Here is a 26299-nt window from a genome sequence, read left to right on the forward strand (position 1 = left end):
TGAGACTGCCCAGTAGAAACATTATCTACTTTCGTTCCTTTCTGGTGGCAAAATTACAATGGAAATTATGAATAAAGGCAATGTTTTGAGAGGTGGTAAGAGGGGTAAAAACAGCCCAATAAATTTACCCCTCCTTGATGAATCATTTATAAAATTTGTTAGCTCTAAGAATTTCATAATCTTTGTAAGATTTTATCTGGTCTTTTATGAAGTTAGGACACAGCTTGCTATTTTTCTCATCAACTCCCGTATACCGTTTGTCTTTGGATAGGTTGGTCAAATAAACAAGTCTTGAAATTAATAGTGTCTTATTCAAAGAAACTGTACTATATGCTTTTGCAGATTTACTTGTATTTGTTTTGGGCAATAGTTTAAAGAAACTCTTCAATAATTTATAGAACATTGCTACTAGAATAGTTTTATATTCTGTGTCTTTGCCTTTTCTATCTATTCCTTGTGTATCAAATCTTGTTGGCTTATCATTACTGAAATAGTCCTTCCCTGCTTCATATACAAGATAAATGTAAGCTAATGATATAGGGTCGTCGATTTCTATGGAGCGATGTTTTTCCTGTAATTTTAATGTTAGTGTCATTGGTTTTATAAAAGATAATATACAGCCACTATTACCAATATTCTTCCCAAGCTGTTGCATGAGTTTCTCCACTAATACCCTTGAAGTTTCTTTAACCTTAATTCCTTCCAAGCAACTTCCATAAATGTAATCAGAGACGAACAATAATAGATACCAGAATTTTTCTCTATCTATATCCAATGCTTCCAAAGTATTTTGTATATCCTCATACTGTATATATTTCTCAAATGTATAGTGAGCATTAAGCACTTTTGCATTGTACCGTTTCTTAAATTCTTGTGTTACAGTTGTACCCATGAATACGTACTTTGTTTCTTCTTCTTCTTCTGCTGCTGCTTGTTGTTCTGTTGCTACTTCTGTTTCATTTGTCTCTGCTTTATCCTCTATCTCCTTTTTGACCCTTATGAAATCATAGTCAGGGTGACATTTACAACCCAACATTTCTACATATTCTAGCAAATCATCTTCTTCTTTTACATATTTGTCTAATGTAAACTTATCTATTGGCTTTATATCTTCCATATCTCTAATCTTAAATTATGCCTTAAAGATAGAAAGAATTAGATAAAAAAATAAGGCAGTAAATGAAAATTCACTTACTACCTACAAAATTGTTTATGAACTATTGTATAATTGAAATTAACGATTGAATAAAGTATTTATTTTGTCTTTAAGTTTGTTGTACTTCTGTTGAAAATCTTGTTCTTGTTTTTTAAATTTCTTTTCATACATTTCAGAAGCTTGCTCATAGCCTTTTTTTACTCCCTCTGTTTTCCCTACAGACTTTCCCGCTTTAAATCCCACAGCACCTACAATTGCTGTTCCTATTGCTATAGCATATTTGCTACCATGTTTTATTATATGCCCTCCCACTTGAGCTACTACTTTATCTATCATATTGTTAAATATTAGAAACCGTATTGATTCTTATTGCTATCTATAATTATTTGAAATTCATCAGAGATAAATTCTCTTTTTATTCGTTCTATAAAATCTACATCATTGATAATTCTGTAAATAGCAACAAGACTACCTCCTATATCTAGTTTATTATAATTTTCTGTCAATATTGAAAATAAGATATTACTGGAGGTAGCTATTGAATTAGAATATAATAGTATTTTACGGGTCTTTACCTCGTATAAGTCAGATTTAACATCTTGAGGCTGACACAACTTATGAATACTCGCAATAACCCAATTTAGTAAAATAGATAGAGTAGCTTGTTTCCCTACGGCTTCTAAATTTTGAATATCAAAACCATATGTCGATAATTCTTTAGCTAAATTAGGTGATAATCTGGATATACAAGGAAGTGGTAGGCTTTGGGTTGATTTTATATCGGTTCTTAAATGCACAAATTCTTTTAAGAAAGCTGTTGCGAGTGCTAATTTTCCTTCTTTACCTTCATTCAGGCTACGATTAACGGAATATTCTAGAATTTTTTCATTTGATGCTCTATTTAATATTTTATCTCGTGCAGCACCTGTTTGTATATACCCTGTTTTTATATGAAAAGATTGTAAATCCCATGTTGTTAAAGTGCTTGTTAAAATATTCATCGTTCCCCAATACCAGCCTAACAGAGGGTCATGTCCTAATGTTTTGTAGCGATGTTGAGTTCCATGCAATCCTAGACTAAAATTAGGACTACCATAATTGGCATCAAAAGGAACTGGATTATTTTTAATATCCTCTATAGAAGGATGATACCAACGATGAAATCTATTCGAATGTTCTTTTGTATGTCCCCATGTGTTGTTTGCAGCATCTTTATCATTTAATCTCTCTTTAAAATCCGTTAGCAAATATTGACGTGATATTTGTAAAGCTATTGCGAAAGCTAAAAACATCCAATCAGTTTTATTAAATGAAGTAATATCATTGAATCGCTTGTCTATATTACCCTGTATAATTTTAACATTATGAGTTATGTTAATCATACGTTTAGTTTCAGTGATAACATTGTCTAACTCACTAAAATCATTCATAATATCTTTCAGTAGTATATCCCTATCGTTTACCATATGCTAAATTGATAAATTACTTTACAAAGGTAAAACATAAAATAATAAAAAGAAATATTTTCTACAAATAAATCAGAAAACGAATAAATAGAAATGCTTGATATTACCATTACTGTAGTTTGTTTATATGATTATATCCTGCACTCCTTCTCATATTTCCAATTACCCAATATAAACGAAATTATAAATATTGAGCATATCTCTGTTCTAAAATCTATTTTATTTGCTACCTCAAATCAAATCCTTTTGAAGAGATACGCACATATATTCCAATAATTCAGAATGTATATCTTGCATAAGAATAAGCATAAACTGGTTAAGAAGAGAAGTAAGTGAACTAAAAAGGCAACAAGTGAATATTACTTCTTTTCCCCTGCTGTTGCATATTTAATTGGAGCCTTAGAAATGCAGAAATTCGGCTTCCTATTTTGATTATTGTTTATTTGAAACAGTAAATATAAGAAATCCAAGGGATTAATAATAAAGCAAATAATAGTAGCCAAGACACATCCTTCCATTCTTTATTTATTAGTTTATAAGTAAATGTAGGAATGAGAATTATCATGCCAACCATGAAAATCCAATTTTCAAGATTGTTTATGTAATCAAGTCTTTCTTTGTAAACTAAGCAATATAAACGGCTAAACCTATCTTGCTCACTTATCAAACTATGGATAAATGCCCTAATTAAACTGAATATCATCGCTACTAATATGGGGTATTCTATTTGCTTTAAGTATCTCATATCTTTAATAATCTAAAAATCAATTCACTTACTACTTCCGTATTGCCAATATATACAAGGCACTTAGGTACTGCAAATAGCAAAAACAATAAAGTTGCTTGCATCCAGTTTCTTTTGTATAAATGCCAGATTGTAATCAGTGTGATTATACAGCCAATAATCCACCATACCAACTCGTATTCCTCAAATAAATAATCGTGATAGTTGGGTAATGGTTTATTAGTAAGTACCCAAGCACATACTATCCAAACAATATAAATAAATTTCCAATCTATAAGGTATTTGACAATATCAAGCTTCATTAATTAACTTTTTTGTAATTAAATAAAATCCTTTGCAAATATAACCATAGCCAATATCCCTATTGGATTGGCTTTATATCAATAAACCAATGTTTTGTGATTACAGAACCTATTATTTCTTCTATTTTGTTTTCCGTTAATTCTCCTGCTTCTTGTTTAACTAGAAGTTCTTCTAATAAATTATCATAATCTTCGTTAGTCATATACATTAAGCTTCCTTCCTCCCATAGTCCTAATTCAAATATTCTTATTGGAATACATATAGACAATATATCTTTATCTGGGCATAAACCTTTGTAAAAAGAATACAAGCTGATATTCTCATCTGTTTTTATACATAAAGCACGATGTTTTATTACAATGGCATTACCATGTTGCTTTATCAACACATTTATTTTATGGAAAAATTCTTGTTTATCAAGAGTATAATATATTTCCTTAAAATCTTTAGGAATCCAATCATATAAACAGTTTCCATATATATCTTCTTCCAATTCTTCTATAGAGTTATATTGGTCTATATATGGCTTATCCTTAGCTGTTCTATTTCTAAATATTTCAAGATAATAGGTCAGCATATCATCATCAGATAAGCTGAAATTATGAGGAATACCGTTTGGGGGACAAGTAGCTTTTACCCATGTTGGTTTGGGCATTCCATCATAGGAATATGTGGAATATGGCATTGCACTAATCGTTATCATATCGTTTAATGCTACATTTTGATTTCAATATGTTAATCCTACTCTGTAAAACAGCATCTTCACCACTAATTCTTAGAATCATTTTCACTACATTTAGGATATTCATATTGTTTTATTTCTCCCATGTCTCTTGTATATTATGCTATGAAGATAATGATTATTCTTCAATGATATTATCTACTATCTTCTTAAATACAACACCTACTATTAATCTGTCACTTGCAAAAATATCATATCATTACCAAGTTCCATAACCAATAATAGCCTTTTTGCTTCCTTTCTCAAATTCAATAGAGAAAGTCATATCTTCTTCATTATCTTCCCCTTTAGGGGCAGGCAGACCATTTCCCCACATTTTACTATATGAATATACGTTATCACGTTTAGACCAGTCAGATTGTTCTACTGCAATCAAACTATCAAGTTTTTGGTAAAAAGCAGCAGAAGGAGTTTCTTTAAATTCAATTATTAATTGGTCATTATAATCTCCTTGAAAAGATGTTCTTCCTTTAGTATATTCTACAATTTTAAAATTAGGGTATTTTACTCCAGTTATCTTTTCTATGGTATCTTTATTTGTAAATCTGTATTTTCGTTGGTAGCTATCATAAGCATACAATCCAAGAACAAATAATACAATATAAATCATCAAAAATATAGGTGAGATAAGTAATAAAGTTACTCTTAATTTCTTACCTATTAATTTCCATTTCCATGTGAGATAATAGAATAAGGGAGACAGGGTAAGCCAACTAATCAAGCTGATTATCCATTGAAGTATTTTAAATAATATATTTTTCATTAGTTCTTTAGCATATAATTAAAACCTATCTATATATTATTTACCACTAACTCATTCTAATGAACTTATAAAACAGTCCTCTCACAAATCTTTGAATCCCATAAACAATAGCTCCCCAAAATAAGAATCCAATACCTATAGAATCACTTAAAAGCAGAGATAAACACGTTAATACAATCCCACACATACACCATATTCCACCATATAAAATATCACTAGGAGCATTTGCGATACGCAGTTCTCTTTTAGCTTTCTTGTCACTTTTAATTTGTAGTAATGATACTATAATTGAATTTCTTTGAGATTCATCAAGTCCTTTTGATTCTAATATATGGTCTACTTCGTTTACGTCTTTTTTTTGTTTTATAACTAGCTTATATGCTTCTGTATAGGCTGAATCAATAACATCTTCTGTTGTTTGCTCACTAATTTCATTCTTTCCCTTTCTTATAAAAAACAGAAAAGGATTGCAGTGATTACTATTGCTAAAATTGCTTCCATGATATTCTATTACTAAGAATTATACAATCTATTACTTCCATATTAATAAAAGAAAGCTAACTACGAATGAACTCCAAATGCTGCCTTTCTTATTATTCATTATCACGTTTGGCATTAAAACCCTTTATAATGATTCGTTCTCTTGAACTCTGCATTGTAGGATTCTCTTTTAAAGTATTAAATTTATCTTTTAAATATTGATGTGTCCAAAAGAAATTGTCCAAATTACTTCGTAGATATTCTTGAATTGAAGGTATTTCATGTACAAATGGTAGATAATGCTTGCAATATACAGTTATAGTATTCTCTTCATTATTAATAAAATATGCTAAAGTAACACGTCCGTCCATATTAGTTTGATTTATAGCATCTTTCAGGATATTTATATCAGGGTCATTTAAAGAAAGACTTCCAAAGTTAGACCAGATTATGATAAAAGCGGTTCGATTATCTGCATTAATAAAAAAGTCCTCATTTTGATATTTAAAACAGATGTCATTATCATCATCAACTTCTGGCTGACAACCAATTTCTTTTAAAATATTGGTAACCAAATCTCTCGTTCTGTTATTTGATGTGTTCATAACCGTATCTACAATCTTACTTATTTCAGAATGATTAGCTTGTTTTTGGTCATTTCCAGTGGCGAATTCAATATTCTTTGTTTCATGATGTTTTATCTTTCTATTCCAAAATTTCTCCTTAACCAATTGTAATATTCTATCAAAGTGCGCAATCACTAAATAGAGAAAAACCAAAAAACTTAGATAAGGAATAATAGATACATAATCCCAAAAAGTTACTGCTCCAATAAAAGAAAGAAGTATAAGGACTATAACAATTAGCGCGATATATCGATACAAAGCTTTCTTAACTTCATATTTAATAGTACCTTGTTCCGTACTTGAAGTATCAAATATATAATTAGGACAAGGACTATCATCGGTTGGCCGATAATGCTCACAATGAACTCCATCTCCAATACATGTACTACATTGAGACATTTTTGTCATTTCAATTCTGTTTTAAATTTACTATTATTTTCTTAAACACATCACCTCCATCAGACCGTCACTTATTAAGAGGTTATTCTCTACAAATATCAGATATAATAATATCTTCTATTTAACTTTCAGTACTCTTTCGCTTTTTCAGTTCTTGAATATACTCCAGTTCGCCTTTGGCATATTCCTTATTTGCATCTTCATTCAACATTTCCTTAAACGCTTCCTCTGCATCATCCAACCGTCCCATGTCAACAAAGGTGTATGCTCTTCTCCTACGCAAAAAATTGTGATAATATATAACACTATCCGTAATCTCATTTTCTTTTAATTGTGCCAATTGATTAAGTTCACCATGAATAGTGTAAATTGCCCTTATATCTCTACTGTTTGCTAAACAGTTTATGTATTCAATGTTGTATGTAATGTTATTTAACGGACGAACTATTTCCAGATAAAAAAGGGCTTTCTCATATAAACACATTTCTGCATAGCAATATCCTATAATGTAACAGGTTTGGTAAAACATCCTTTTGTCCTCATCTGTAATATCGCTCCTTAACCAACTTTCCCGCAAAGCATGGTATACGTTCTCCAAATATACAATTGCATCCCAATATCTATTTTCTTTTAAAACTTCATTCCCCCAATAAAAATCCTTTCCAATAGTGGGTATCATTTGAGATATAATGCAATGTTCATTAAACTCTAATTCTTCTCCATTGTTAAATTTTTCAATTGTTCTATCATGAATAGCCTTATACTCCTCTATTCTTTGTTCTGGACTTGTATTGTCATAGGCAAACAAAACACTTAATGTTTGAGGTTGATTCGCAGTTCTAATATATGTTTTATCTCCTTCATGGCTAAATGTTGGCAGCATAATAGATGCACGAATAAACCATGTCTCTTTTCCACCGCCACATCCTCTTAAATGTACAATGATAGTGTCATTCACTCTGCCAATAGATTTATCATCATCTTCCTGTTTGGCATAACCCTTTCTATAGGAAATAGACAAGACAACATTTTCACTAAATCTATAGCCTATATCTCCATTATCATGTTTGATAAGGACTGCATTACATAAATCAAAGTTCCAGATTTCATTTCTGTCAACAATAAGCCTTCCTTTTTTCTCACGTATGTTATCTGTAACAATATATAAATCAGAAACTTCTTCTTGCCTTATATCAAAAGTCCTATTAAGTAATACGCCTAAAGTCACTTTCTCATTAGGAGTGGCACGTAATTGATACTTTTCATTTTGGTGTTGAAACCTAAATTCATTTGACAGATACGTTTCATTCTCTAATCTATCAACCAAATCATCTTCTTCCTTATCTTTTGAGATATTCTTTACTTGGGGAGAAGTATTAAACATAGAACTAAAAAACTTCTTCATGATATTATTAATTAAATCCTTTTATAACTACCCTTTTGGCTTCATGTTTCTCTTGTTTGAAATTAAGACGTATAAACCGTTCTTTTAGTAAATCATGAGCCTTGAAACAATCATTGAGTATTGTTTTCAAATAATTTCCTCTGTTTGTTATTGAAGGAGTAAATACAATTATTGCCTTGCAATGTATTCCCATCTGGTTATTATCTTCATCAATGGAATAGACAGTGGAAACAATAGTATTTATATTATTCAAGTTTATTGCTTCCTTTAAATTCTCAACATTGGCATTATCCAAATCTACACATAGCCACCAAGTGTCCCAGAGAGTGACAAACTGATAATTGTTATCTGCATCTATAAAAAACTCCTCACCTTGGTATTTAAAACAGATTCTATCTTCATCATCAACTTCTGGTTGACAACCAATCTCCTTCAGCGTACTGATAACTAGATTTCGTGTCTTGTTATCTTCTGCATCAATTGCTTTATCAATAGCGACATTTGTTTTTGCATATTCAGACTGTTCCTTATCTTCCTCAAATGCAAATCCAATCCTGCCAAAGAAATAGGCGATAACTATTAGTATTAAGCCTAAAACTATCCAACCTTCCATATTGTATTTGTTTAGAAATTATGCGATAAACAGTTTCTTGAAAACACTACTATGCTATTCATCTTCCATCAATTTACTTATTATATTACTAAGACGAGTAATAAGTTTTTCTTTTGTAGAATGAGATGTCGTTTCTTCAAATGTAATAGGCTCTTGCGTCTCTGTTATCTCTTCTTTCGTATCATTATTTGATTCAACAATAGCTGATTGGGCTTGCTTACTCAATGGTTCAGGAGTAGGTTTGTAATATTTCTCAATTTCAGATTTAAGCTTTTCATCATCGCTAATTTCAGCGTTCACAGAATCTTTCTTGTTATCAAAACCTGTTGCAATTAGTGTAATCTTCACATCCTCTCCTAAACTATCATCGTCATATAGTCCCCAAATGACTTCAATGTTTGGGTCTAATTCCTCCATGAATGTATTCAATTCAGACAATTCATTAATAAGAATAGGATTCTCTTTACTGGAATAGATAATATATAATAGCTTTTGTGCTTTTTCTATATCATTATCATTCAATAAAGGAGAATTGAGAGCATCCAATATTGCATTTTGTATTCTATATTTTCCCTTGGCTCTACCCATTGCCATAATTGCACTTCCACCATCTTTCATTATGGTTTCAACATCGCAGAAGTCCCTGTTTATAGTTCCTTCAATGGTGATTATTTCTGCAATACTTTTGGTTGCAGTTGTTAGAATATCATCAGCTTTACAGAACGCTTCTTTAGCTGTAGTGATTCCATCAGCGTATATTTCTCTCAAACGTTCATTGTTGATAACCAACAATGCATCCACGTTTTCTTTCATCTCATTAACTCCCTTAATAGCTTTTACTATTTTAGGCTTCATTTCAAATTGAAACGGGATTGTAACGATTCCTATCGTCAATATTCCCATTTCTTTTGCAATATGAGCTATTATGGGTGCTGCCCCAGTACCCGTTCCACCACCCATTCCCGCTGTAATAAATACCATTTGAGTAGTATCATTAAAAAGAGCTTTTATCTGCTCAATGCTTGTTTCTGCTGCTGCACGTCCTTTTTCAGGATTACCACCTGCTCCTAGACCAGTGTCTCCTAACTGTATTTTAGTAGGTACATTGGAACGGCTTAGAGCTTGGCTGTCCGTATTGCATATAGCAAAAGAAACATCTTTAATTCCTTGACTGTACATATTCTTTACAGCATTTCCACCGCCACCACCTACACCTATTACTTTTATAATGTTGGAAGCCTGATTCTTGATTAAATCAAATTCAATTATACCATCCATGATTATTTTTCCATTATTTTATCAACAAATTCTCTGAATGCATCACCTGCCATTAGTCCACCACTTGCAGGCAATCCAGTCTTATTAATAGATACAATGATACTATACTTGGGATTATCAGTAGGGAAGTACCCGCAGAACTCAACTGCATACATATCCTTAGTACTATCCTCATTAGTAGATAATGAACTAGTTCCCTGCATACCTGCAACTAGTACCTTATCAGACTTGGCAGGTTGACCTAATCCGTCAGTAATATTAAATACTAGAGCTTTCTTCAAACTATCAATACTAACCCTACTTGCTATTTGTGGATTAATAACTACTACACTATCCTTATATAGTTGAGGCTGTATCATCTTCCCATCATTGGCGATAGCATTATAGAAGGTTAGTATTTGGATAGGTGATATTTGTTGATTATATCCAATACTTGACCATGCAAAATCACTCTTAGCCCAATTGTTATCTTTAGGAGTTACAAAGTATGCAGGATTTAGATTGGCTATTCCATTGATGCTATCCGGTTTACCATAGCTCATATTAGCAAGTAAATCGAAAAAGGTTTGAGGATTATCACCAAAAGCCTTCTCCATTGTCTTATAAGTAGCAATATTGGAACTAGCTGCCAATCCTTCTTGTATTGTAAGCTCACCATATCCCCCTCTATGCCAATTATGGTCTTTAAGCTCTCTGCCATGAATTTGGTAGATACCATTTCCTGTATCAACCTTATCACTCAACTTCACCTTACCAGTTTCTAAAGCTGCCAATAGTGATATTGGGTGCATCAGACCAGTAGACTGCCATACAGAGAAGTTCTCGCATGATTGGTAGTTCGCACTATCTTTCCTAGTAAGTCCAACTAAAGCCTTTATTTGACCTGTCTGAACTTCCATAACTATAACCTGCCCAGATTGGGCATTTATCTCTGATAACTTGCTTCCCAATATGGCAGTAGCATTAGTTTGTAATGTACTGTCAATAGCATTATCCCTAGTTCTATTTTCTTTATTTGTACAAGAATAAAATCCAGTACTCAATACAATCAATGCTATTAATATTCTAAATACTTTCATTCTCTATTCATTAAAATGATTTCACAAATAGGTGGTTAATCCAAACAATTCTTAAGGTGAGTCTAATTATTGATTTCACTTCATTTAATTCAATCACTTCAAAAGCATTTTATTACTATTAAGCACACATCGTAAATTAAATGCTTCACCACGTAATTTTATTATTTTTTCTTCTCATTCTTTTTTCTTGCCTTTCTCTTTCCATTCTATACTTTTCAATTCGTTCAAAATCTCTTTGGTCTCTCTGTTTTTTATACTCTTCCCATTCTTCTTTTCTCTTTCTATCTTCCTTTTCTTTTTTCTTCTTTTTAGTTTGTAAATGATTAGATAGTATTCTTCTCCGTAGCCATGAAATAATTGCTTTATGAAGACGATATGATATATAGAAAACTATAAGTGGAACAATAAGCCAAGCCCCGTCAGAAGAAGTGTTATATGCCAAGATTGTAAGTGTTGCAGTAATACTTGCTATTAAAATATAGCCTAAAACTTTTGCTGCCAAAAATAGTTTATATTGTTTTAGTATATCATTCTCTTTCTTGATTTTCGCAAGTTTCTCTTGTTCGATTCTTCTTTCTTCCTCTGCTCTTCTAGCTTCTTCTTGTCGTAGCCTTTCCTGCTCTATACGATATTGTTGCTGTCTTTTATACTCTTCCTCTATGCGTTGCTGCTCTTTCCGTTGTTGCTCAATCAACCATCTTTTCTCTTGTTCTTCCGCTTCGATTCTTTTACGTTCTATTCCTTCAAAATAGTTATTCAGTTCTTTAAGAGATTTAGGATAAAAAGATTCACTTTGCTCTTCATTTATCATAAAGGCAAACCTTTCTGTGCCATCTTGCTGTAAAGCGAATATGACATTATTAATAAATGAAGGATGAAACATAAATGATTGTTCCCTGAAAGAAACAACAAGAGATTTATTGGCAGGTATGTATTGCCATTTAGCATTGGTAACATTGCCATTTACTGACGCAATGAGAGAACCGTTTTCTTGAAAAACATACAATTCCTTATCTCCACAATCATTGAATATTAACCAAGACTTATTGCATAATATAGTCTTAACATCCAGTTCTTCACTGAATCTTTTATATCTATTAAAGCTATCCAGTAAGAATGTTTTCATATTACTCTGTCATGTTCTTGCTTAAAATAACCACATAAAAAATCCCACATTCCAGACCAACCAATATTGAGAATAATCATAGAAGCAATTCCTTCAATATTTTGTTGAGTTAACAAGTCTGGCAACCATTGTTTCATTGCACCTGCTATAACTTTGGCTTCTGCCATATATTGATAATTTTGCGGAACAATGTTATATACTTCATCCTTATAGGCGGTTTGTACTATATCATTGTAATGGGATAACAGGTAGTGACATCCAACATTCACTATATCAGAAATTGTATCATTCCCTCTAACCTGTCCTCCATTTCTATAACACAAATCATTATAAGATTCTACTGTTATCTGTTGCGCTTCTGCTAGTGTAATCATAAAGGATAGTATTCAATATTTGTCCTTTGAAATATCTGTTGGGCTATATTTACTCTATTCATGAAGTTGCCACCCATTTTACAAATCTGGAGTAATATAACTCTAACTTCATTTTTTACATCCCTATTAAGCTCTGATACAATCTGGAAAGCTTTAAAAGGATTTGTTTCTGTAGCTTGATTCCACAATATATTACCTGCAATTGCTCCAGAATCACTATCTGTATCATATCCTAACTCTTTTAGGACATAATCAACCACACAGTTATCCCTTTCCTCTACCATACTGCCATCTGCTGAAAGTATCAACTGGCATACAAGCTGTAAGATAGCAATTTTATCTTCAACCCTTAGTGAACTCATCATCCTTCTACTTCTTTCTTTTTCTGAATTAATGCTGTTCATTAATCCGCTATAATCTGTTGCCATATCCTTATAATTTTAATGTTTGTCCAATTTATTTTTTATGTAGGCATATAAGAAGAAACCTACAATAACAAGTATGACTATTATATGTAATGCCACACTACCGCTACTGTTAAAATCTGCATAGTCTGACATCTTACCTCTGCTTAATAAAATTATCAATGAATACATAATCTTAATTTTAATAGTTCTGTATGTTGTTACCATTCAACCTTTTTAAGCAAAGATGAATAATCATCCTACTCAAAAAATGATATTTCTATTTGCTGAATCTTGTTCTACTATCTGATAATAGAACTGAATAGGTAAATAAGTAGTATGTCTGCTTCTTATAGATATTGATTTATACTTCCCAATTCTCCCCAAGAAAGTAGTTAATCATAGTATTTAAAGTACTGGAGAACTGATAGCATATAATTGGTTGCTATAATACTTTATTTTGTCACAAATATAATAATCACTCAGTTTATTTACCCAAAAATTTTAAGATAAAAATGCCTAATCTCTGGATTTAGTGAAGATTTTAACTGTCTACATACTGTTTGAGAAGTAGGGACTAGTTGTAAATATGCCTGTTCCATAGTCTATCATTTATTGTATCTAGTTCCCAATAGATACAATTCTACATACAAAAAAGGTGTGGGAACTATCAGCATATCTGTCTCTAGGTATCGCCAAACACCCACACTACAAATACACACAAGTTGCCCACACCTAGACTATGATATTCTGTTAAATAACAGGTATATAGCCAAGTATGGGCGTTGTGCATATCCTCGTAGTGTAAAATTTTGGCGAAATTCAGAGACAAGGATAATGCAAAACGCCTTTCGTTAAATAAATATGTTATTCCATTACTGGAACGGCACAAATATACGAAAAGCGTTTGTATTATAACTAAACCTGTGTGTTAAAAACTAAGACAATCATAGGTATTTAATAATTCCTCTTGCCTTAATCCCAAGTATCTCTTAGTAATTGATACACTGGAATGATTGAATAGCTCCATGAGCTTAACAAGTGCAAGCTCTGAATTATCGTTATTCATGTTGTAGACCTGTCTGCCAAAGGTCTTTCTAAGAGAATGACACGAAAAATTGCCTATTTGTAGCCTGTATTTTTTCTTAATCTCCTTCAACATGACATTGATTCTCTGAACTGTGTACACTGTCCCCTTCTGACTTATCAATACAGGAGCATTTATACCAACTGGATTTATATGCTCATAACAATCTCTGATATGTTGTTGTAGCTGCATATTAATCCTAATTGTCCTTTGCTTCCCTGTTTTAATCTCTGTAATGGTGAACTCTTCTGCATCTAATATCTGATTCCACCTCAAAGCAAGAATATCAGAAATTCTTAGACCTGTGAAGCAACCCAAAGCGATAAGAAGTGACATCTTATAATTACTATCCCTTGCCAACTTTCTTATTAAGTTCATCGCTTCGCTCCATTGCAGATAATCTGCTGTTGTACTTGAATATTTAAGTGACATAACGTTCTGTTTTATAGTGAAACTAATAAAAGTGAATATTAATTTTGAGTTGGAATATCTAACTTACTGATTACTAGCTAAACATTCACTAATAACAGAAGTGAATGTTATACTACTGGCTATAGCTAATAAAGAGTACCTATATATAGTATATAGATACCCTTATTAGTTCTTCATGTACTACTTCACCGTAATAATCTTGTATATAGTCCAAATAATCATCAAGAAGAATACAATAGGTGAAATTGCACACATAACAAGTAACAAGATAGTCCAAGATATAACGACTAGTAACGCTTGTAACATAATCTTTTGAGTATTAATAGGTAATGAATAATCAAGGGACACCCTTATTATATGGATGCCCCTTTTAAGTACTCTGTAATACCACTAACTAAGAAACCACTGGTATTTGTCATCACCATGTAAAGCGGAACATATACCCGTTGCAAGTTCTGTAGCATTATAGGCTCTATCCAAGAATGAATCTATATAGCTACTCTTATTTGCACCTGTGAGCAAGTTGTAAAGTTTCCACATAGACAAATCATTTCCTAAGCTGCCAAAGTTCTCGTCATTGATATAAGCCCTAGCCACATTGTTAACCTGTGTATCAGTAAGCAACATTTTAGGTATATCTTTCTGATAGCCTTGCGGTAATGACTGATAAAGTCTCATTCTTCCAAGTAGTTGGCAGAACTGATGCTCTGTCATACTGGTATTGCCTAAAGACTGCATCAAATGTATGTGTTTGGCTGCATCGTATTTGTGGAACATTTCCAATACCGCTTGATATAAATCCCTTGTATTGGTAACTTCCAAGCAACTAAGATAACCGTCCGTAGATACACATAGATTTGTACAAACCTTACAAGTAAAGCCAATAAACACTTTAAACCGCTCTGCACCTTTCTTTGAATAAAGATTGGTATGGTTATAAGCTCTGACACCACCAATAGTAAGTGTTAGCCTGTTACCGTGCACTGTCTCATAGATAGTAGGAACTTCAATAACAAAAGCACATCTTTCGTAGTAGATAGTCTTGTCACTCTCTAATAACTGATTGGCTGGTTTGTGTATTGCTTCGGGAATCCTACCTTTGATTACATGAGAAACACGAATATCTGGCGATTCAATCTGTTCACCGCTAAAGAATGTATTGGTTGCATCCTGTACCGCTTCAATGAAAGCCACATGAGATAATGTAGCTTCGTTGTCCTTTGCGAATACGGGTATAATACAATCATTCCTTAGATGCTCCAAACTGGCTTCAATCGTATTGGCTTCAATGAATAGAGGTCGTTTCTGCTTAATAATTGGCTCTTCAATTATTACCGCTTCTTCTGCATATTCACCAAAGTTTCTACTAGTTCTCTGTACTGGCATAATCTGTAATGTTGATTCCATAATCTGTAATTTATTTAGTTAATATTAGAAATTCCTCTGTCTGAAAGCTAAGCAAGCCACAATCAGTATTAATAATCCAATAAAGAACTGTGGCATTAAGACTACTGGCACAATTAGAATTATTCCAAACGTCAATAAAATCTTTAAATTCTCCATACGCATAATAATAGATTAGTAAATAGTGTATTTAAGGACAAAATGAGGGCTTAACATGAAGTTCTTTCTTATCACTTATCTTTGTGCATCTTTATATGTAGACATATACAAATCATTGATAAGTCCGCACATTTCAGAAGTTCAAAAGGTTTGTGGGCTGAATAGCAATTCATGTTATCCTTTCATTTTTCCTAATGATTGGTGAGGGGTATTTTGGGTAACAGAAGGGGCTTGTGCACGATATACATCTGATACGCTCACTGACGAATCAAATATTTCACCTTATAGCTGCATAAAGTCTAAATAGAAACACTTCCTCAAGAAAAGGGTCGGGGGTATGAATTTAGAGTACTTATATTTTTGAGTTGGGGATATACATAAAAAGCCCCAAACCTGATTAATGGTTTGGAGCTTTATTGCTTACAAACTAACTACAGAATAATCTCATAAGGTATATCTTCCTTAACAGGTCGCTTTCTTCCTACTGTACCTGCTTGTATTGACTTCATAAAAGCGTGGATATTCTTGACATCTTTAAATCCATTCTCCTTATACTTCTTATAAATCATACATTCTCTGGATAATGGTTTGTTATTGCCTTCGTTGAACTCTATCATGTGGTCGAACATGGCAATTAGTTTCTTTACCTGTTTATCTTTAGGCTGGTCTATTATTAAGCCTTTGACCTTTAGAATCAGACAGTCACCAATTTCATCCAATAAATCCAAATCCTTTAACTGCTCTATGTACCTACCAATAGCATCATGTCCCATGTGAATACGCTTCTCCAATTTCCTTATGGATGATAATTTGATAACATAACTATGCGGCTCTGTTACACTGAATAGCTTTAATATGAATCCTCTTAGCTTCAAATCTAAAGTATTGTAAGTATCGTAGAACTCTCTGCCAATTCTTCTATAATTGCCTGGCTCTACTTGGTTGAATCTGTACATAGTCCAATGTCTGTCCTTCTGTTTGGAATCTATATCACGTATAACAACCTCGCCTGTAGCCCTTAATTTGTCATTGAAGGATAATGTACTCTTACTCTTCTTGTAATTATCCAGTTCTTCCCCTACAAACCCTGCAAGCTGTTTTAATGTAGTATTGGTTTCCAAAGAATCTTTATCTGCTGTTAATAGCAAGGTATAAGCCCTGTACACATCTGAACAGTTTAGATTCTGAATCAGATTATTACTCATTACTGTGTACTCCTTGAATGGAAGTTTCGTGTCTTTCATAAGGCAAACGCTCAATATGGTTAATCAAAATAATCTGATTGGTCTTTAACAAGAATCTCATTTTAGTGGAACTTAGTCTGTTCACTTTCCTTAGTTCGCTTAGTTTCTCATATAAATTATTATTATAATGCCACATATATTATTGATTTATATATCCTACTTATCCCACCTACTGAAAGTTCGTCAGAACTTTACAGTATGGCTGTATGGAGTGTAGTATCTAGGAGTGTAGACAGGGGGTGAATAAGCACGCTCCAAAAGGGGATTAAGCACACCGCTAAAGGGGGGAATAAGCACACCTTTATAATCTGGTAATATCAATACTTCAGCACATAACTTTGCTGTATTAGTAAGCACATTAGTAGATAGTGCTACTAATTAGATGATTAGTTGACAATGGTGTACTCTGTTTAATAGTTGAAAGTAGGTCTAGGACTTAAAACTGTTTCTGCTCCGGCTTATGATATGGCAGGTAGATTGTGTAGGTCTTGCCATGAACCATTTTGCGCTTTTTGATGTATCGGTCAGTAGCCCAAAGTCCAATGTGCAGCCTTGTGTCCTTGATACCGTGCTCTAGTGCCACTTTACGAATGTCTGCGTAGGTCAGTTCTTTCATTTGAAGTAGATTTAGGTTTGTAGTGGTGAATCTGGGTGACGAGAAACTCGGTCATTTCTGACTTTCAATCACATTGCAAAGGTATAAAGTCCCGACCGCATCACCAAACGACAAGTCGAAATTGTGGAATATTTGAGTTGAGGATGCAATAAAGCAAAAATTCTCCCCTTAACCGTAGCTGTTCGGGGAGAATATGATGTTCAGGCTTACCAGAAGCCTTGATTTCCAAAAAAGCTTGTCAGCCCTGATTCCTTTTATCCAATAAGGCTGTAGTGATTTCTTTTATATTGGTGAATCTTTCCTTATCCAACAAGCCTATTTCCAGTGCTTTATTGATAAACTGCATAATTGCATCCTTACTGATACCAATCTTAACACACTTGATAATCATTTCTCTAAAACAGTCATGTAAGTCTGACAGCTTCCAGACAGATAACTGTTTCACATATTGTTTTGCCACATCAGAATCAGAAGTGGAAGATTGGGAGAATTTTTCTATCTCGCTTATAAGAGACGTGATTTCATTGTCATAGCTACACAGTTTCCCATCCTTCAAGTGACCTACCTGTGATTGTAGTTCAACAGCTTTATTGATTTTAGACGCAAAAAATTGAGTGTCTAGCAAAGTATCGAAGGTGATATTATTAGTTGCATCGTTCGTAGGCTTCGCTTCATTAAGAGAATTTGTCTCCACCTTGCCCATACTAAAAATATCACCATCTAATTTTTTCTTAAAAGCGGTAGATACCTTTTGGGCTTTATCCTTATTGCTTAAATGGGAATATACTTTATCAATCATCTTTGTATCTTCATGTCCTGTTGCTATTATTATGGTTTCTTTAGGAATATCCCTTCTACACATTATAGTAATGAATGTATGTCTAGCCGTATGGGTATGGACTAATTCAAATAAAGGTTTTACTTGTTTGCCATCCTTATCTTCAAAAGTGATTGGAATATTTAAACCTGCTTCTTCTGCAATTATTCTTAACTCTGCATTTAGATTGGAGTTGCTTGGTTTATAATATTTCAGTTCGGTGTTTTGATATTTAGATATGATTTCTTTTGCCAATGGGGTTAATGGTATTATAGCTCTTGCTTTTGTCTTTTGCTGTATTATAGATATTGTATCTTCCTCTTCATCTTTTTCGTTATCGCCATTGAAGAATTTCTGCATATCTCCAACACGCTGACCAACTAAACATTGCAGTACGAATAAATCTCTTATTTCAGTACGTTTTCTTACTTGTAATTCTGTTCCTGTTATTGGGTAATCATATAATTGTTTTAGTTGTTCTTCTGTTAATGTGACTTTTTTATTACTGGCTAGCTCTTTATTAGATTCATCTTTTACAAATTCAAAGCTGTTCAAGTTGCTATCATACCACGTGAAGGGAATATCCACTCTTTTACTAACTTTCTTCAATAACGGAAATAGAGTATTCTGAATGATATTCCTTATTGTTACACTACCTCTTCCATTATCAACTAAATATTTTTGATAGCTCTCAAAGGTGTTTAAATTCATGGATTCCCAAGTGTCAGAGATATTATTTTCTTTTAGATACCTCTCAAATTTGCCAACATTTAATTTTTGTTGTTCTTTAGTACTAGATGCTGCCTGTTTAGCATCTATAATTTCTTTCATTACAGTCGTTGCTGACTTCTTCTTAATTTCTGTAGTCATTGTATTTTTATATATGCGTGTTCTTAATATGGTTATACTATTTTCAATATCAGTAGGGTGTTCACAAAGATAATGCTTAAATTCTAAGAACATATCTTTTAGCTCTGATAATCTATCATTAGCTATAGTATTATTATTGTTATCTAATTTTGACAAACGTGCGTTGACATACGCTTGTTGTTTTCTTATATTCCAGTGTTCTGGATATACTTTAACTCCCGTTGAGAGCTTTACTTGTTTGTTATTGAGATATACAACCAAATATATATTGGTTGGTTTATTTGCTTTGGGTTGTCTTAAATTGAAATTGCATTGCATTTGGTTAATGAAAATTTGCCTTCCCATAACTTTGTTCTTAAAACTGGTTCTTAAATTCTGTTCTTAATTTGTGTTCTTGAAAGGTTATTCTCTGTAATTGCAACTTATTTCCAACCTGTTACAAATATGCCTGCAAACAATTTGTGCATTTCCAAGAAAAGAATTACTTTTGCTCAAAATATTCAGCAATGTGCAATTTGTAACCTATGACCGTATCCAAGACAAAAGCCAAATTAGTAGATGTAGCCCGTCAGCTTTTTGCGAAGATGGGAGTAGAAAACACAACTATGAATGATATCGCTCTTGCTTCTAAAAAAGGTAGACGAACGCTCTATACTTATTTTAAAAGTAAGGATGAAATTTATTTGGCTGTTGTGGAATCGGAATTGGATATTCTGTCGGATATGATGAAGCGGGTGGCCGAGAAAAATATCTCACCGGACGAGAAATTGTTGGAGATGATATATACCCGGTTGGACGCAGTAAAAGAGGTCGTCTATCGAAACGGAACACTGCGTGCTTATTTCTTTCGTGATATATGGCGGGTGGAAAAAGTTCGCAAGAAGTTTGATGCAAAGGAAGTCCAGCTCTTTAAAGCTGTTCTTCTGGAAGGACAGGCAAAAGGAGTTTTCCATATTGACGATGTGGAGATGACTGCCGACTTGATACATTATTGTGTGAAAGGAATTGAAGTTCCTTATATTCGAGGCCATATAGGTGCACATCTGGATGAAGATACAAGAAATAGATATGTGTCCAACATTGTGTTTGGCGCACTGCATAGAACAGAAATTTAATTAAATAACTTTTAGTATGGGATTATTAGACGGAAAAACAGCCATTGTGACCGGTGCTGCTCGCGGTATTGGTAAGGCTATCGCTCTTAAGTTTGCTGCCGAAGGTGCAAACATCGCATTTACTGACCTTGTCATTGACGAAAATGCAGAAAATACAGCTAAAGAATTGGAAGCAATGGGCGTGAAAGCCAAAGGTTACGCTTCTAACGCGGCTAACTTTGAAGATACTGCAAAGGTCGTTGAAGAAATCCACAAGGACTTCGGACGGATCGATATATTGGTAAACAATGCCGGTATCACTCGTGACGGTTTGATGATGCGCATGAGCGAACAGCAATGGGATATGGTAATCAACGTGAACCTGAAGTCTGCATTTAACTTCATCCATGCTTGTACACCTATCATGATGCGTCAAAAAGCTGGTAGCATTATCAATATGGCCTCTGTTGTAGGTGTTCACGGAAATGCAGGACAGGCTAACTATGCTGCTTCCAAAGCAGGTATGATTGCATTGGCTAAGTCTATCGCACAAGAGTTGGGCTCTCGCGGCATCCGTGCCAACGCTATCGCTCCGGGATTCATCCTGACAGACATGACAGCTGCTCTTTCTGACGAAGTAAGAGCTGAATGGGCAAAGAAAATTCCTTTGCGTCGTGGTGGTACTCCTGAAGATGTGGCAAACATCGCTACCTTCCTGGCTTCTGATATGTCTTCTTATGTATCAGGTCAGGTGATTCAGGTAGATGGTGGTATGAATATGTAATCGAACAGAATGACTGTTGTATACGAAGACAACCATATCATTGTAGTCAACAAGACCGCTTCCGAGATTGTCCAGGCAGACAAGACGGGGGATACGCCGCTTTCGGAGACTGTGAAACAGTATCTGAAAGAGAAGTATCAGAAACCCGGAAATGTTTTCCTCGGTGTGACACACCGGCTGGACCGCCCCGTAAGCGGTCTTGTTATTTTTGCCAAAACGAGTAAGGCATTAACAAGGCTCAACGAAATGTTTCGCACTAGTGAGGTGAAAAAGACTTATTGGGCGGTTGTGAAAAATGCTCCGCAAGAACCGGAAGGTGAACTGGTACATTTTCTTGTACGTAATGAAAAGCAGAACAAAAGTTATGCATACGACAAAGAAGTGCCGAACAGCAAGAAAGCGATCTTGCATTACCGGTTGATCGGTCATTCGGAGAATTACTATTTGCTCGAAGTCGATTTAAAAACCGGACGTCATCATCAGATTCGTTGTCAGCTGGCAAAAATGGGATGCCCTATCAAGGGAGATTTGAAATATGGCTCTCCACGCTCCAATCCGGATGGGAGCATTTGTCTGCATGCCCGGAGAGTACGGTTCATACATCCTGTCTCAAAAGAACTGATAGAGCTTGAAGCTCCTCTTCCCGAAGGGAATTTATGGAAAGGATTCGCCATAGATTAACACGGATTTCCACAGATTCATTTATTATGTTATTTAGTAGACGGTACGCAGTCTTTCTGTGGAAAACCGTGTAAATCTGTGGTTGGAACTTGCCAAAAGAGTAAACCTGCCTGCCATTTTTCTTGTAAACTCTAGCGACAGTTAGTTAATTCCTAAATAGGTAGTATATTTGCATCATTCGCTAACTATAATTTTCAATCATACCAAAGAAAAATACGAATGAAGGCATTTAAACTACTTGCACTTACTTCTTGTGTCTTGCTTGCAGCGGGAAATGGAGTAGCGCAACAGAACTATTTAAAAAGTGAAGGATTATTGCAGTACGTCGATCCGTATATCGGATCCGGTTATCATGGACACGTCTTTGTTGGGACGAGTGTTCCGTATGGAATGGTACAGCTGGGTCCTACTAATATCCATAAAGGTTGGGACTGGTGCTCGGGTTATCATTATTCCGATAGTATTTTAATTGGCTTTTCACATACCCATTTGAGCGGTACGGGCTGTACTGACTTATGTGATATTCTCATCATGCCATTGAATGAGATCCGTACTCCCAGAGGCAATCAGGATGATATACGTGATGGGTATGCTTCCAGATATTCTCATGCGAATGAAATCGCCCGTCCCGAATATTACTCTTTGCTTCTCGACCGTTACAATATCAAAGCCGAGCTGACAGCTACAGATCGTGTAGGCTTCCATCGTTATACTTATCCTGAAGGAAAACCGGCTTCCATATTAATCGACTTACGTGAAGGAAACGGATCGAATGCTTACGACAGCTATATCCGTAAGGTAGATGATTATACAGTAGAGGGTTATCGTTATGTGAGAGGCTGGAGTCCTTCCCGCAAAGTTTATTTTGTGTTGAAAAGTGATAAGAAGATAGAGCAGTTTACTGCCTATGATGATAATACCCCGCAACCTTGGGACCAACTGAAAGTGGCATCGGTGAAGAGTGTCCTCACTTTTGGTAACGTGAAGGAAGTGAAGATAAAAGTCGCCCTTTCTTCTGTCAGCTGTGACAACGCAGCGATGAACCTGCAATCCGAACTTACTCACTGGGATTTTGATAAGGTAGTGGATATGAGTGCCGACCGATGGAACAAACAATTGGAGAAAATGACAGTAGAGACGGATGATGAGGCTTCCAAACGTGTGTTCTATACTGCACATTATCATACCATGATTGCCCCTACACTTTTTTGCGATGTGAATGGAGAGTATAGAGGAATGAATGATATGATCTACACAGATGCGAAGAAAGCCAATTATACTACTCTTTCTTTATGGGATACCTATCGCGCATTAAATCCTCTGATGACTATCACTCAACCTGAAATGGTAGACTATGTAGTCAATTCGATGATTTCCATTTATCGCCAGCAGGATAAACTCCCTATCTGGCCTTTGATGAGTGGAGAGACCGATCAGATGCCGGGGTATAGCTCCGTGCCGGTGATTGCCGATGCATATCTGAAAGGATTTACCGGGTTCGATGCGGAAGAAGCATTGCAAGCAATGATAGCTACAGCTACTTATGAAAAGCAGAAAGGAGTACCTTATGTAGTCAAAAAAGGCTATATCCCTGCCGACAAAGTTCATGAAGCTACTTCCATAGCCATGGAGTATGCAGTGGACGACTGGGGAATTGCCGCTATGGCACGTAAGATGGGAAAGACAGAAGATGCTGAAACATTCTCAAAACGTGCTCATTATTACAAGAACTATTTTGATTCTTTTATCCATTTCATTCGTCCGAAACTGGAAGACGGCTCTTGGCGTACTCCTTACGATCCGGCACGTTCCATCCATACTGTTGGAGATTTCTGTGAAGGAAACGGATGGCAATATACTTTCTTTGCTCCACAAGACCCCTATGGGCTGATTGCCTTGTTTGGAGGTGACAAACCTTTTACAACGAGGCTTGATGGTTTCTTTACCAATACCGACAGTATGGGGGAAGGAGCATCGAGCGACATAACCGGATTGATCGGACAATATGCACATGGAAATGAACCGAGCCATCATGTTGCTTATCTTTATGCGTATGCCGGTGAACAATGGAAAACGGCGGAAAAGGTTCGTTTTATCATGAGCGATTTTTACACAGACCAGCCGGACGGTATCATCGGTAATGAGGATTGTGGCCAAATGTCTGCCTGGTATCTTCTTTCATCTATGGGACTCTATCAGGTGAACCCGTCGGATGGTGTATTTGTTTTCGGTAGCCCTTGTTTTAAGAAAGTAGAAGTGAAGGTACGTGGTGGTAACACTTTTACTGTAGAAGCACCCAATAACAGCAAAGAAAATATCTATATCCAGAAAGTGTATTTGAATGGCAAGCCTTATGATAAGAGTTATATCACTTATCAGGATATAATAAATGGCAGCACATTGAAGTTTGTAATGGGGAAAAAGCCTAATAAGAATTTTGGTAAGGCTCCGGCAAACAGACCGGTTGTTTTGAATAAGATAAATGGATAAAGATGGCTTACTTATAAAAGACAGCTAATTGTTGAAAGGAGGAAGAAGCCTCCGACAATGAAAGAATAAAGCTGGTTCTCAATATTCAATTCAGTTTTCAATAGGGTATTATAAGGCTTTCCGATTGTAGCATTTAATTCTGCTTCGGAAAGCTTTATTTTATACTAGAAACGGCTGAAAAGCAAATCCTTAACAAGAACTTACTGTTTTCAGCCGTTTTTGGGAATATAGTTTTAAGAAATAAGTTAGTCCTGATTACATCTTTCCTTTAAAAAAGAATGTAATCAAGAGTATTTTTATAACTATGGAAGCGGATCAGATTTTGCCGGTCGTTTCGGATCATAAACGGCTACTCCTACTTTGGAGTCAGCACAACCATAATACAAATACCATTTGTTTTTGAAGTAGACCATTCCTTCTATAAATACGGTTCCATCCACATATTGCCCGCTCTTTTCAAAGCTATCCATCGGACGGAAGAACGGTTCATCGAGACGGGTGATAAAGCGGGTAGGATCATTGGCGTCGAAGAGTGCTTGTCCGGCAGCATAGACATTGGCGGTATAGCGTTTGTCACCTCTTCCTGAATGGTTCTTACCATTATAAAGAAGGACAATTCCTTTCGGAGTGTAGATAGCCGGAGGCCCACATTCGGTGAGATGGCTGTCGAAGTAGCCGTCACGGGGAGAAAACAGCTTTTTTAGGGAACCGTCAATGTTGACAATCGGTGTCCAGTGGATTAAGTCATCGGAAGTAGCTGCGAATACATGCTCCTCTCCCCAGTACATAAAGTATTTCCCGTTGACTTTCTTGATAACCTGTTTCCCTTTAACAACTTCGGTCAGGATAGAGCCGGACTTACAACCCAGGTTGAAGAACTTTCCATCAAATGCTTTGGCAAAAGCAGGACCGTGTTTTGTCCAGTCTTTTAGGTTGCGGGAGGTCGCTACTGCCAGGCGAGGTACATGGCGATTCCATTGGGTGTACATCATTACATATAATCCGTCATCGGTTACGGCAATTCGTGGGTCTTCGCAGCCGCCGGGCCATTCCAACTCTTTTTGTGAATCATTATCCGGATAGAATACAGGAGTCTTTTCCCGTTGGAAATGTGTGCCGTCGGTAGAAGTGGCATAACCGAGGCGGGAAGTCCGGTGTCCGATACCGACACCTGATTTATCCTCTGCACGGTATAACACGACAATCTCACCATTGTAGAGTGTAGCAGCCGGATTGAATGTATCGTTCGATTCCCACGCAATAGAATCTTTGGTCAATGGACAGTAAAACTTAGTGTTTTCTATAGGAGATATTACCGGATTGACATTCTTTGGACGTTCGAAACCACCGAAAGCCCAATCGGGTAATTTGTTCTCTTTATGATTGGAAGACTGTCCGTAGGCAGTACAGGTCATCATGGTTGTAGTAAGTAGGAATAAAAAAGTTGATTTCATATTGTTCATATTATATGGGTCATTTATTTTTTAGGAGTCATATACTCCCTACATATAAATTGGAAAATAAATAAAATGCTGTCATCTGTCACCTGATTGGGTATAAATGATTGATTATAAATATACTGCAGTGTGACAGCATGATGTGACGGCAAGGTGACGACAACTTTGCTGTCACTTTGTTGAAAGCAAGGATTTTATTGTTTCT

General features: G+C 35.0%; 24 protein-coding genes. 4 read left to right on the forward strand and 20 right to left on the reverse strand.

Annotation, left to right across the window (positions count from 1 at the left end):
* Positions 1–142: 142 nt before the first annotated feature.
* The 19 genes from H8S63_RS04290 to H8S63_RS04380 all read right to left on the reverse strand — a co-directional run bounded on the left by H8S63_RS04290 (position 143) and on the right by H8S63_RS04380 (position 19933).
* Complete coding sequence (locus H8S63_RS04290) at positions 143–1117, reverse strand: hypothetical protein (RefSeq protein ID WP_118158725.1); 975 nt, start codon at positions 1115–1117, stop codon at positions 143–145.
* Between the two features lie 117 nt (positions 1118–1234).
* Entirely contained in the window at positions 1235–1492 is a 258-nt protein-coding gene (locus H8S63_RS04295; protein ID WP_118158724.1) for a hypothetical protein, read from the reverse strand.
* A gap of 11 nt (positions 1493–1503) precedes the next feature.
* A complete protein-coding gene (locus H8S63_RS04300; protein ID WP_118158723.1) occupies positions 1504–2622 on the reverse strand; it encodes a hypothetical protein in 1119 nt (372 codons plus the stop codon).
* Between the two features lie 741 nt (positions 2623–3363).
* A complete protein-coding gene (locus H8S63_RS04305; RefSeq protein ID WP_118158721.1) occupies positions 3364–3669 on the reverse strand; it encodes a hypothetical protein in 306 nt (101 codons plus the stop codon).
* Between the two features lie 59 nt (positions 3670–3728).
* Positions 3729–4373 (reverse strand): hypothetical protein, encoded by a 645-nt coding sequence (locus H8S63_RS04310; protein WP_118158720.1) that lies wholly within the window; start codon positions 4371–4373, stop codon positions 3729–3731.
* A gap of 238 nt (positions 4374–4611) precedes the next feature.
* Positions 4612–5175, reverse strand: a complete 564-nt coding sequence (locus H8S63_RS04315; protein ID WP_147393837.1) for a hypothetical protein — start codon at positions 5173–5175, stop codon at positions 4612–4614.
* Positions 5176–5768: 593 nt separating this feature from the next.
* Complete coding sequence (locus H8S63_RS04320) at positions 5769–6689, reverse strand: hypothetical protein (protein WP_118158718.1); 921 nt, start codon at positions 6687–6689, stop codon at positions 5769–5771.
* Between the two features lie 112 nt (positions 6690–6801).
* Complete coding sequence (locus tag H8S63_RS04325) at positions 6802–8085, reverse strand: hypothetical protein (RefSeq protein WP_118158717.1); 1284 nt, start codon at positions 8083–8085, stop codon at positions 6802–6804.
* Between the two features lie 7 nt (positions 8086–8092).
* A complete protein-coding gene (locus tag H8S63_RS04330; RefSeq protein WP_118158716.1) occupies positions 8093–8698 on the reverse strand; it encodes a hypothetical protein in 606 nt (201 codons plus the stop codon).
* Between the two features lie 54 nt (positions 8699–8752).
* Complete coding sequence (gene ftsZ, locus H8S63_RS04335; RefSeq protein ID WP_118158715.1) at positions 8753–9976, reverse strand: cell division protein FtsZ; 1224 nt, start codon at positions 9974–9976, stop codon at positions 8753–8755.
* A gap of 2 nt (positions 9977–9978) precedes the next feature.
* Positions 9979–11055, reverse strand: coding sequence for a penicillin-binding transpeptidase domain-containing protein (locus H8S63_RS04340; RefSeq protein WP_255467626.1), 1077 nt, complete (start codon positions 11053–11055; stop codon positions 9979–9981).
* A 145-nt stretch (positions 11056–11200) separates the two neighbouring features.
* Positions 11201–12181, reverse strand: a complete 981-nt coding sequence (locus H8S63_RS04345; protein WP_178286128.1) for a hypothetical protein — start codon at positions 12179–12181, stop codon at positions 11201–11203.
* A complete protein-coding gene (locus H8S63_RS04350; protein ID WP_118158713.1) occupies positions 12178–12555 on the reverse strand; it encodes a hypothetical protein in 378 nt (125 codons plus the stop codon). Before H8S63_RS04350 ends, H8S63_RS04345 begins: the two co-directional genes overlap by 4 nt.
* Positions 12552–12983, reverse strand: a complete 432-nt coding sequence (locus H8S63_RS04355; RefSeq protein WP_118158712.1) for a hypothetical protein — start codon at positions 12981–12983, stop codon at positions 12552–12554. The genes H8S63_RS04350 and H8S63_RS04355 overlap by 4 nt, the downstream gene beginning before the upstream one ends.
* 907 nt (positions 12984–13890) lie before the next feature.
* Entirely contained in the window at positions 13891–14478 is a 588-nt protein-coding gene (locus H8S63_RS04360; RefSeq protein ID WP_008777193.1) for a tyrosine-type recombinase/integrase, read from the reverse strand.
* A 390-nt stretch (positions 14479–14868) separates the two neighbouring features.
* Positions 14869–15885: a DUF3871 family protein gene (locus H8S63_RS04365; RefSeq protein WP_004317145.1), complete on the reverse strand. Its 1017-nt coding sequence runs from the start codon at positions 15883–15885 to the stop codon at positions 14869–14871.
* A 587-nt stretch (positions 15886–16472) separates the two neighbouring features.
* On the reverse strand, positions 16473–17285 hold the full coding sequence (locus H8S63_RS04370; RefSeq protein WP_118158708.1) for a hypothetical protein: 813 nt from the start codon (positions 17283–17285) through the stop codon (positions 16473–16475).
* Between the two features lie 436 nt (positions 17286–17721).
* Positions 17722–17901, reverse strand: coding sequence for a hypothetical protein (locus H8S63_RS04375; protein ID WP_061448373.1), 180 nt, complete (start codon positions 17899–17901; stop codon positions 17722–17724).
* Between the two features lie 238 nt (positions 17902–18139).
* Positions 18140–19933: a site-specific integrase gene (locus tag H8S63_RS04380; RefSeq protein ID WP_004321018.1), complete on the reverse strand. Its 1794-nt coding sequence runs from the start codon at positions 19931–19933 to the stop codon at positions 18140–18142.
* A gap of 179 nt (positions 19934–20112) precedes the next feature.
* On the opposite strand from H8S63_RS04380, the gene H8S63_RS04385 reads away from it, so the two are divergent.
* From H8S63_RS04385 to H8S63_RS04400, 4 genes are all read left to right on the forward strand, one after another.
* The gene (locus H8S63_RS04385; protein WP_004299903.1) at positions 20113–20703 is read left to right on the forward strand and encodes a TetR/AcrR family transcriptional regulator; all 591 of its coding nucleotides are present in this window, start codon (positions 20113–20115) and stop codon (positions 20701–20703) included.
* Positions 20704–20719: 16 nt separating this feature from the next.
* Positions 20720–21466 (forward strand): 3-oxoacyl-[acyl-carrier-protein] reductase, encoded by a 747-nt coding sequence (gene fabG, locus H8S63_RS04390; RefSeq protein ID WP_004299904.1) that lies wholly within the window; start codon positions 20720–20722, stop codon positions 21464–21466.
* A 9-nt stretch (positions 21467–21475) separates the two neighbouring features.
* Positions 21476–22147, forward strand: a complete 672-nt coding sequence (locus tag H8S63_RS04395) for an RluA family pseudouridine synthase (protein WP_004299905.1) — start codon at positions 21476–21478, stop codon at positions 22145–22147.
* 219 nt (positions 22148–22366) lie between these two features.
* Positions 22367–24637 carry a GH92 family glycosyl hydrolase gene (locus tag H8S63_RS04400; RefSeq protein ID WP_186925824.1) on the forward strand — a complete coding sequence of 757 codons (2271 nt, stop codon included), beginning with the start codon at positions 22367–22369 and terminating at the stop codon, positions 24635–24637.
* A 302-nt stretch (positions 24638–24939) separates the two neighbouring features.
* Here H8S63_RS04400 and H8S63_RS04405 read toward each other — a convergent pair whose 3' ends face one another.
* A complete protein-coding gene (locus H8S63_RS04405) occupies positions 24940–26100 on the reverse strand; it encodes a glycoside hydrolase family 130 protein (protein WP_182423462.1) in 1161 nt (386 codons plus the stop codon).
* Positions 26101–26299: the final 199 nt, after the last annotated feature.

It is taken from the genome of Bacteroides sp. NSJ-39 (genome assembly GCF_014287315.1).
GTDB lineage: Bacteria > Bacteroidota > Bacteroidia > Bacteroidales > Bacteroidaceae > Bacteroides > Bacteroides finegoldii.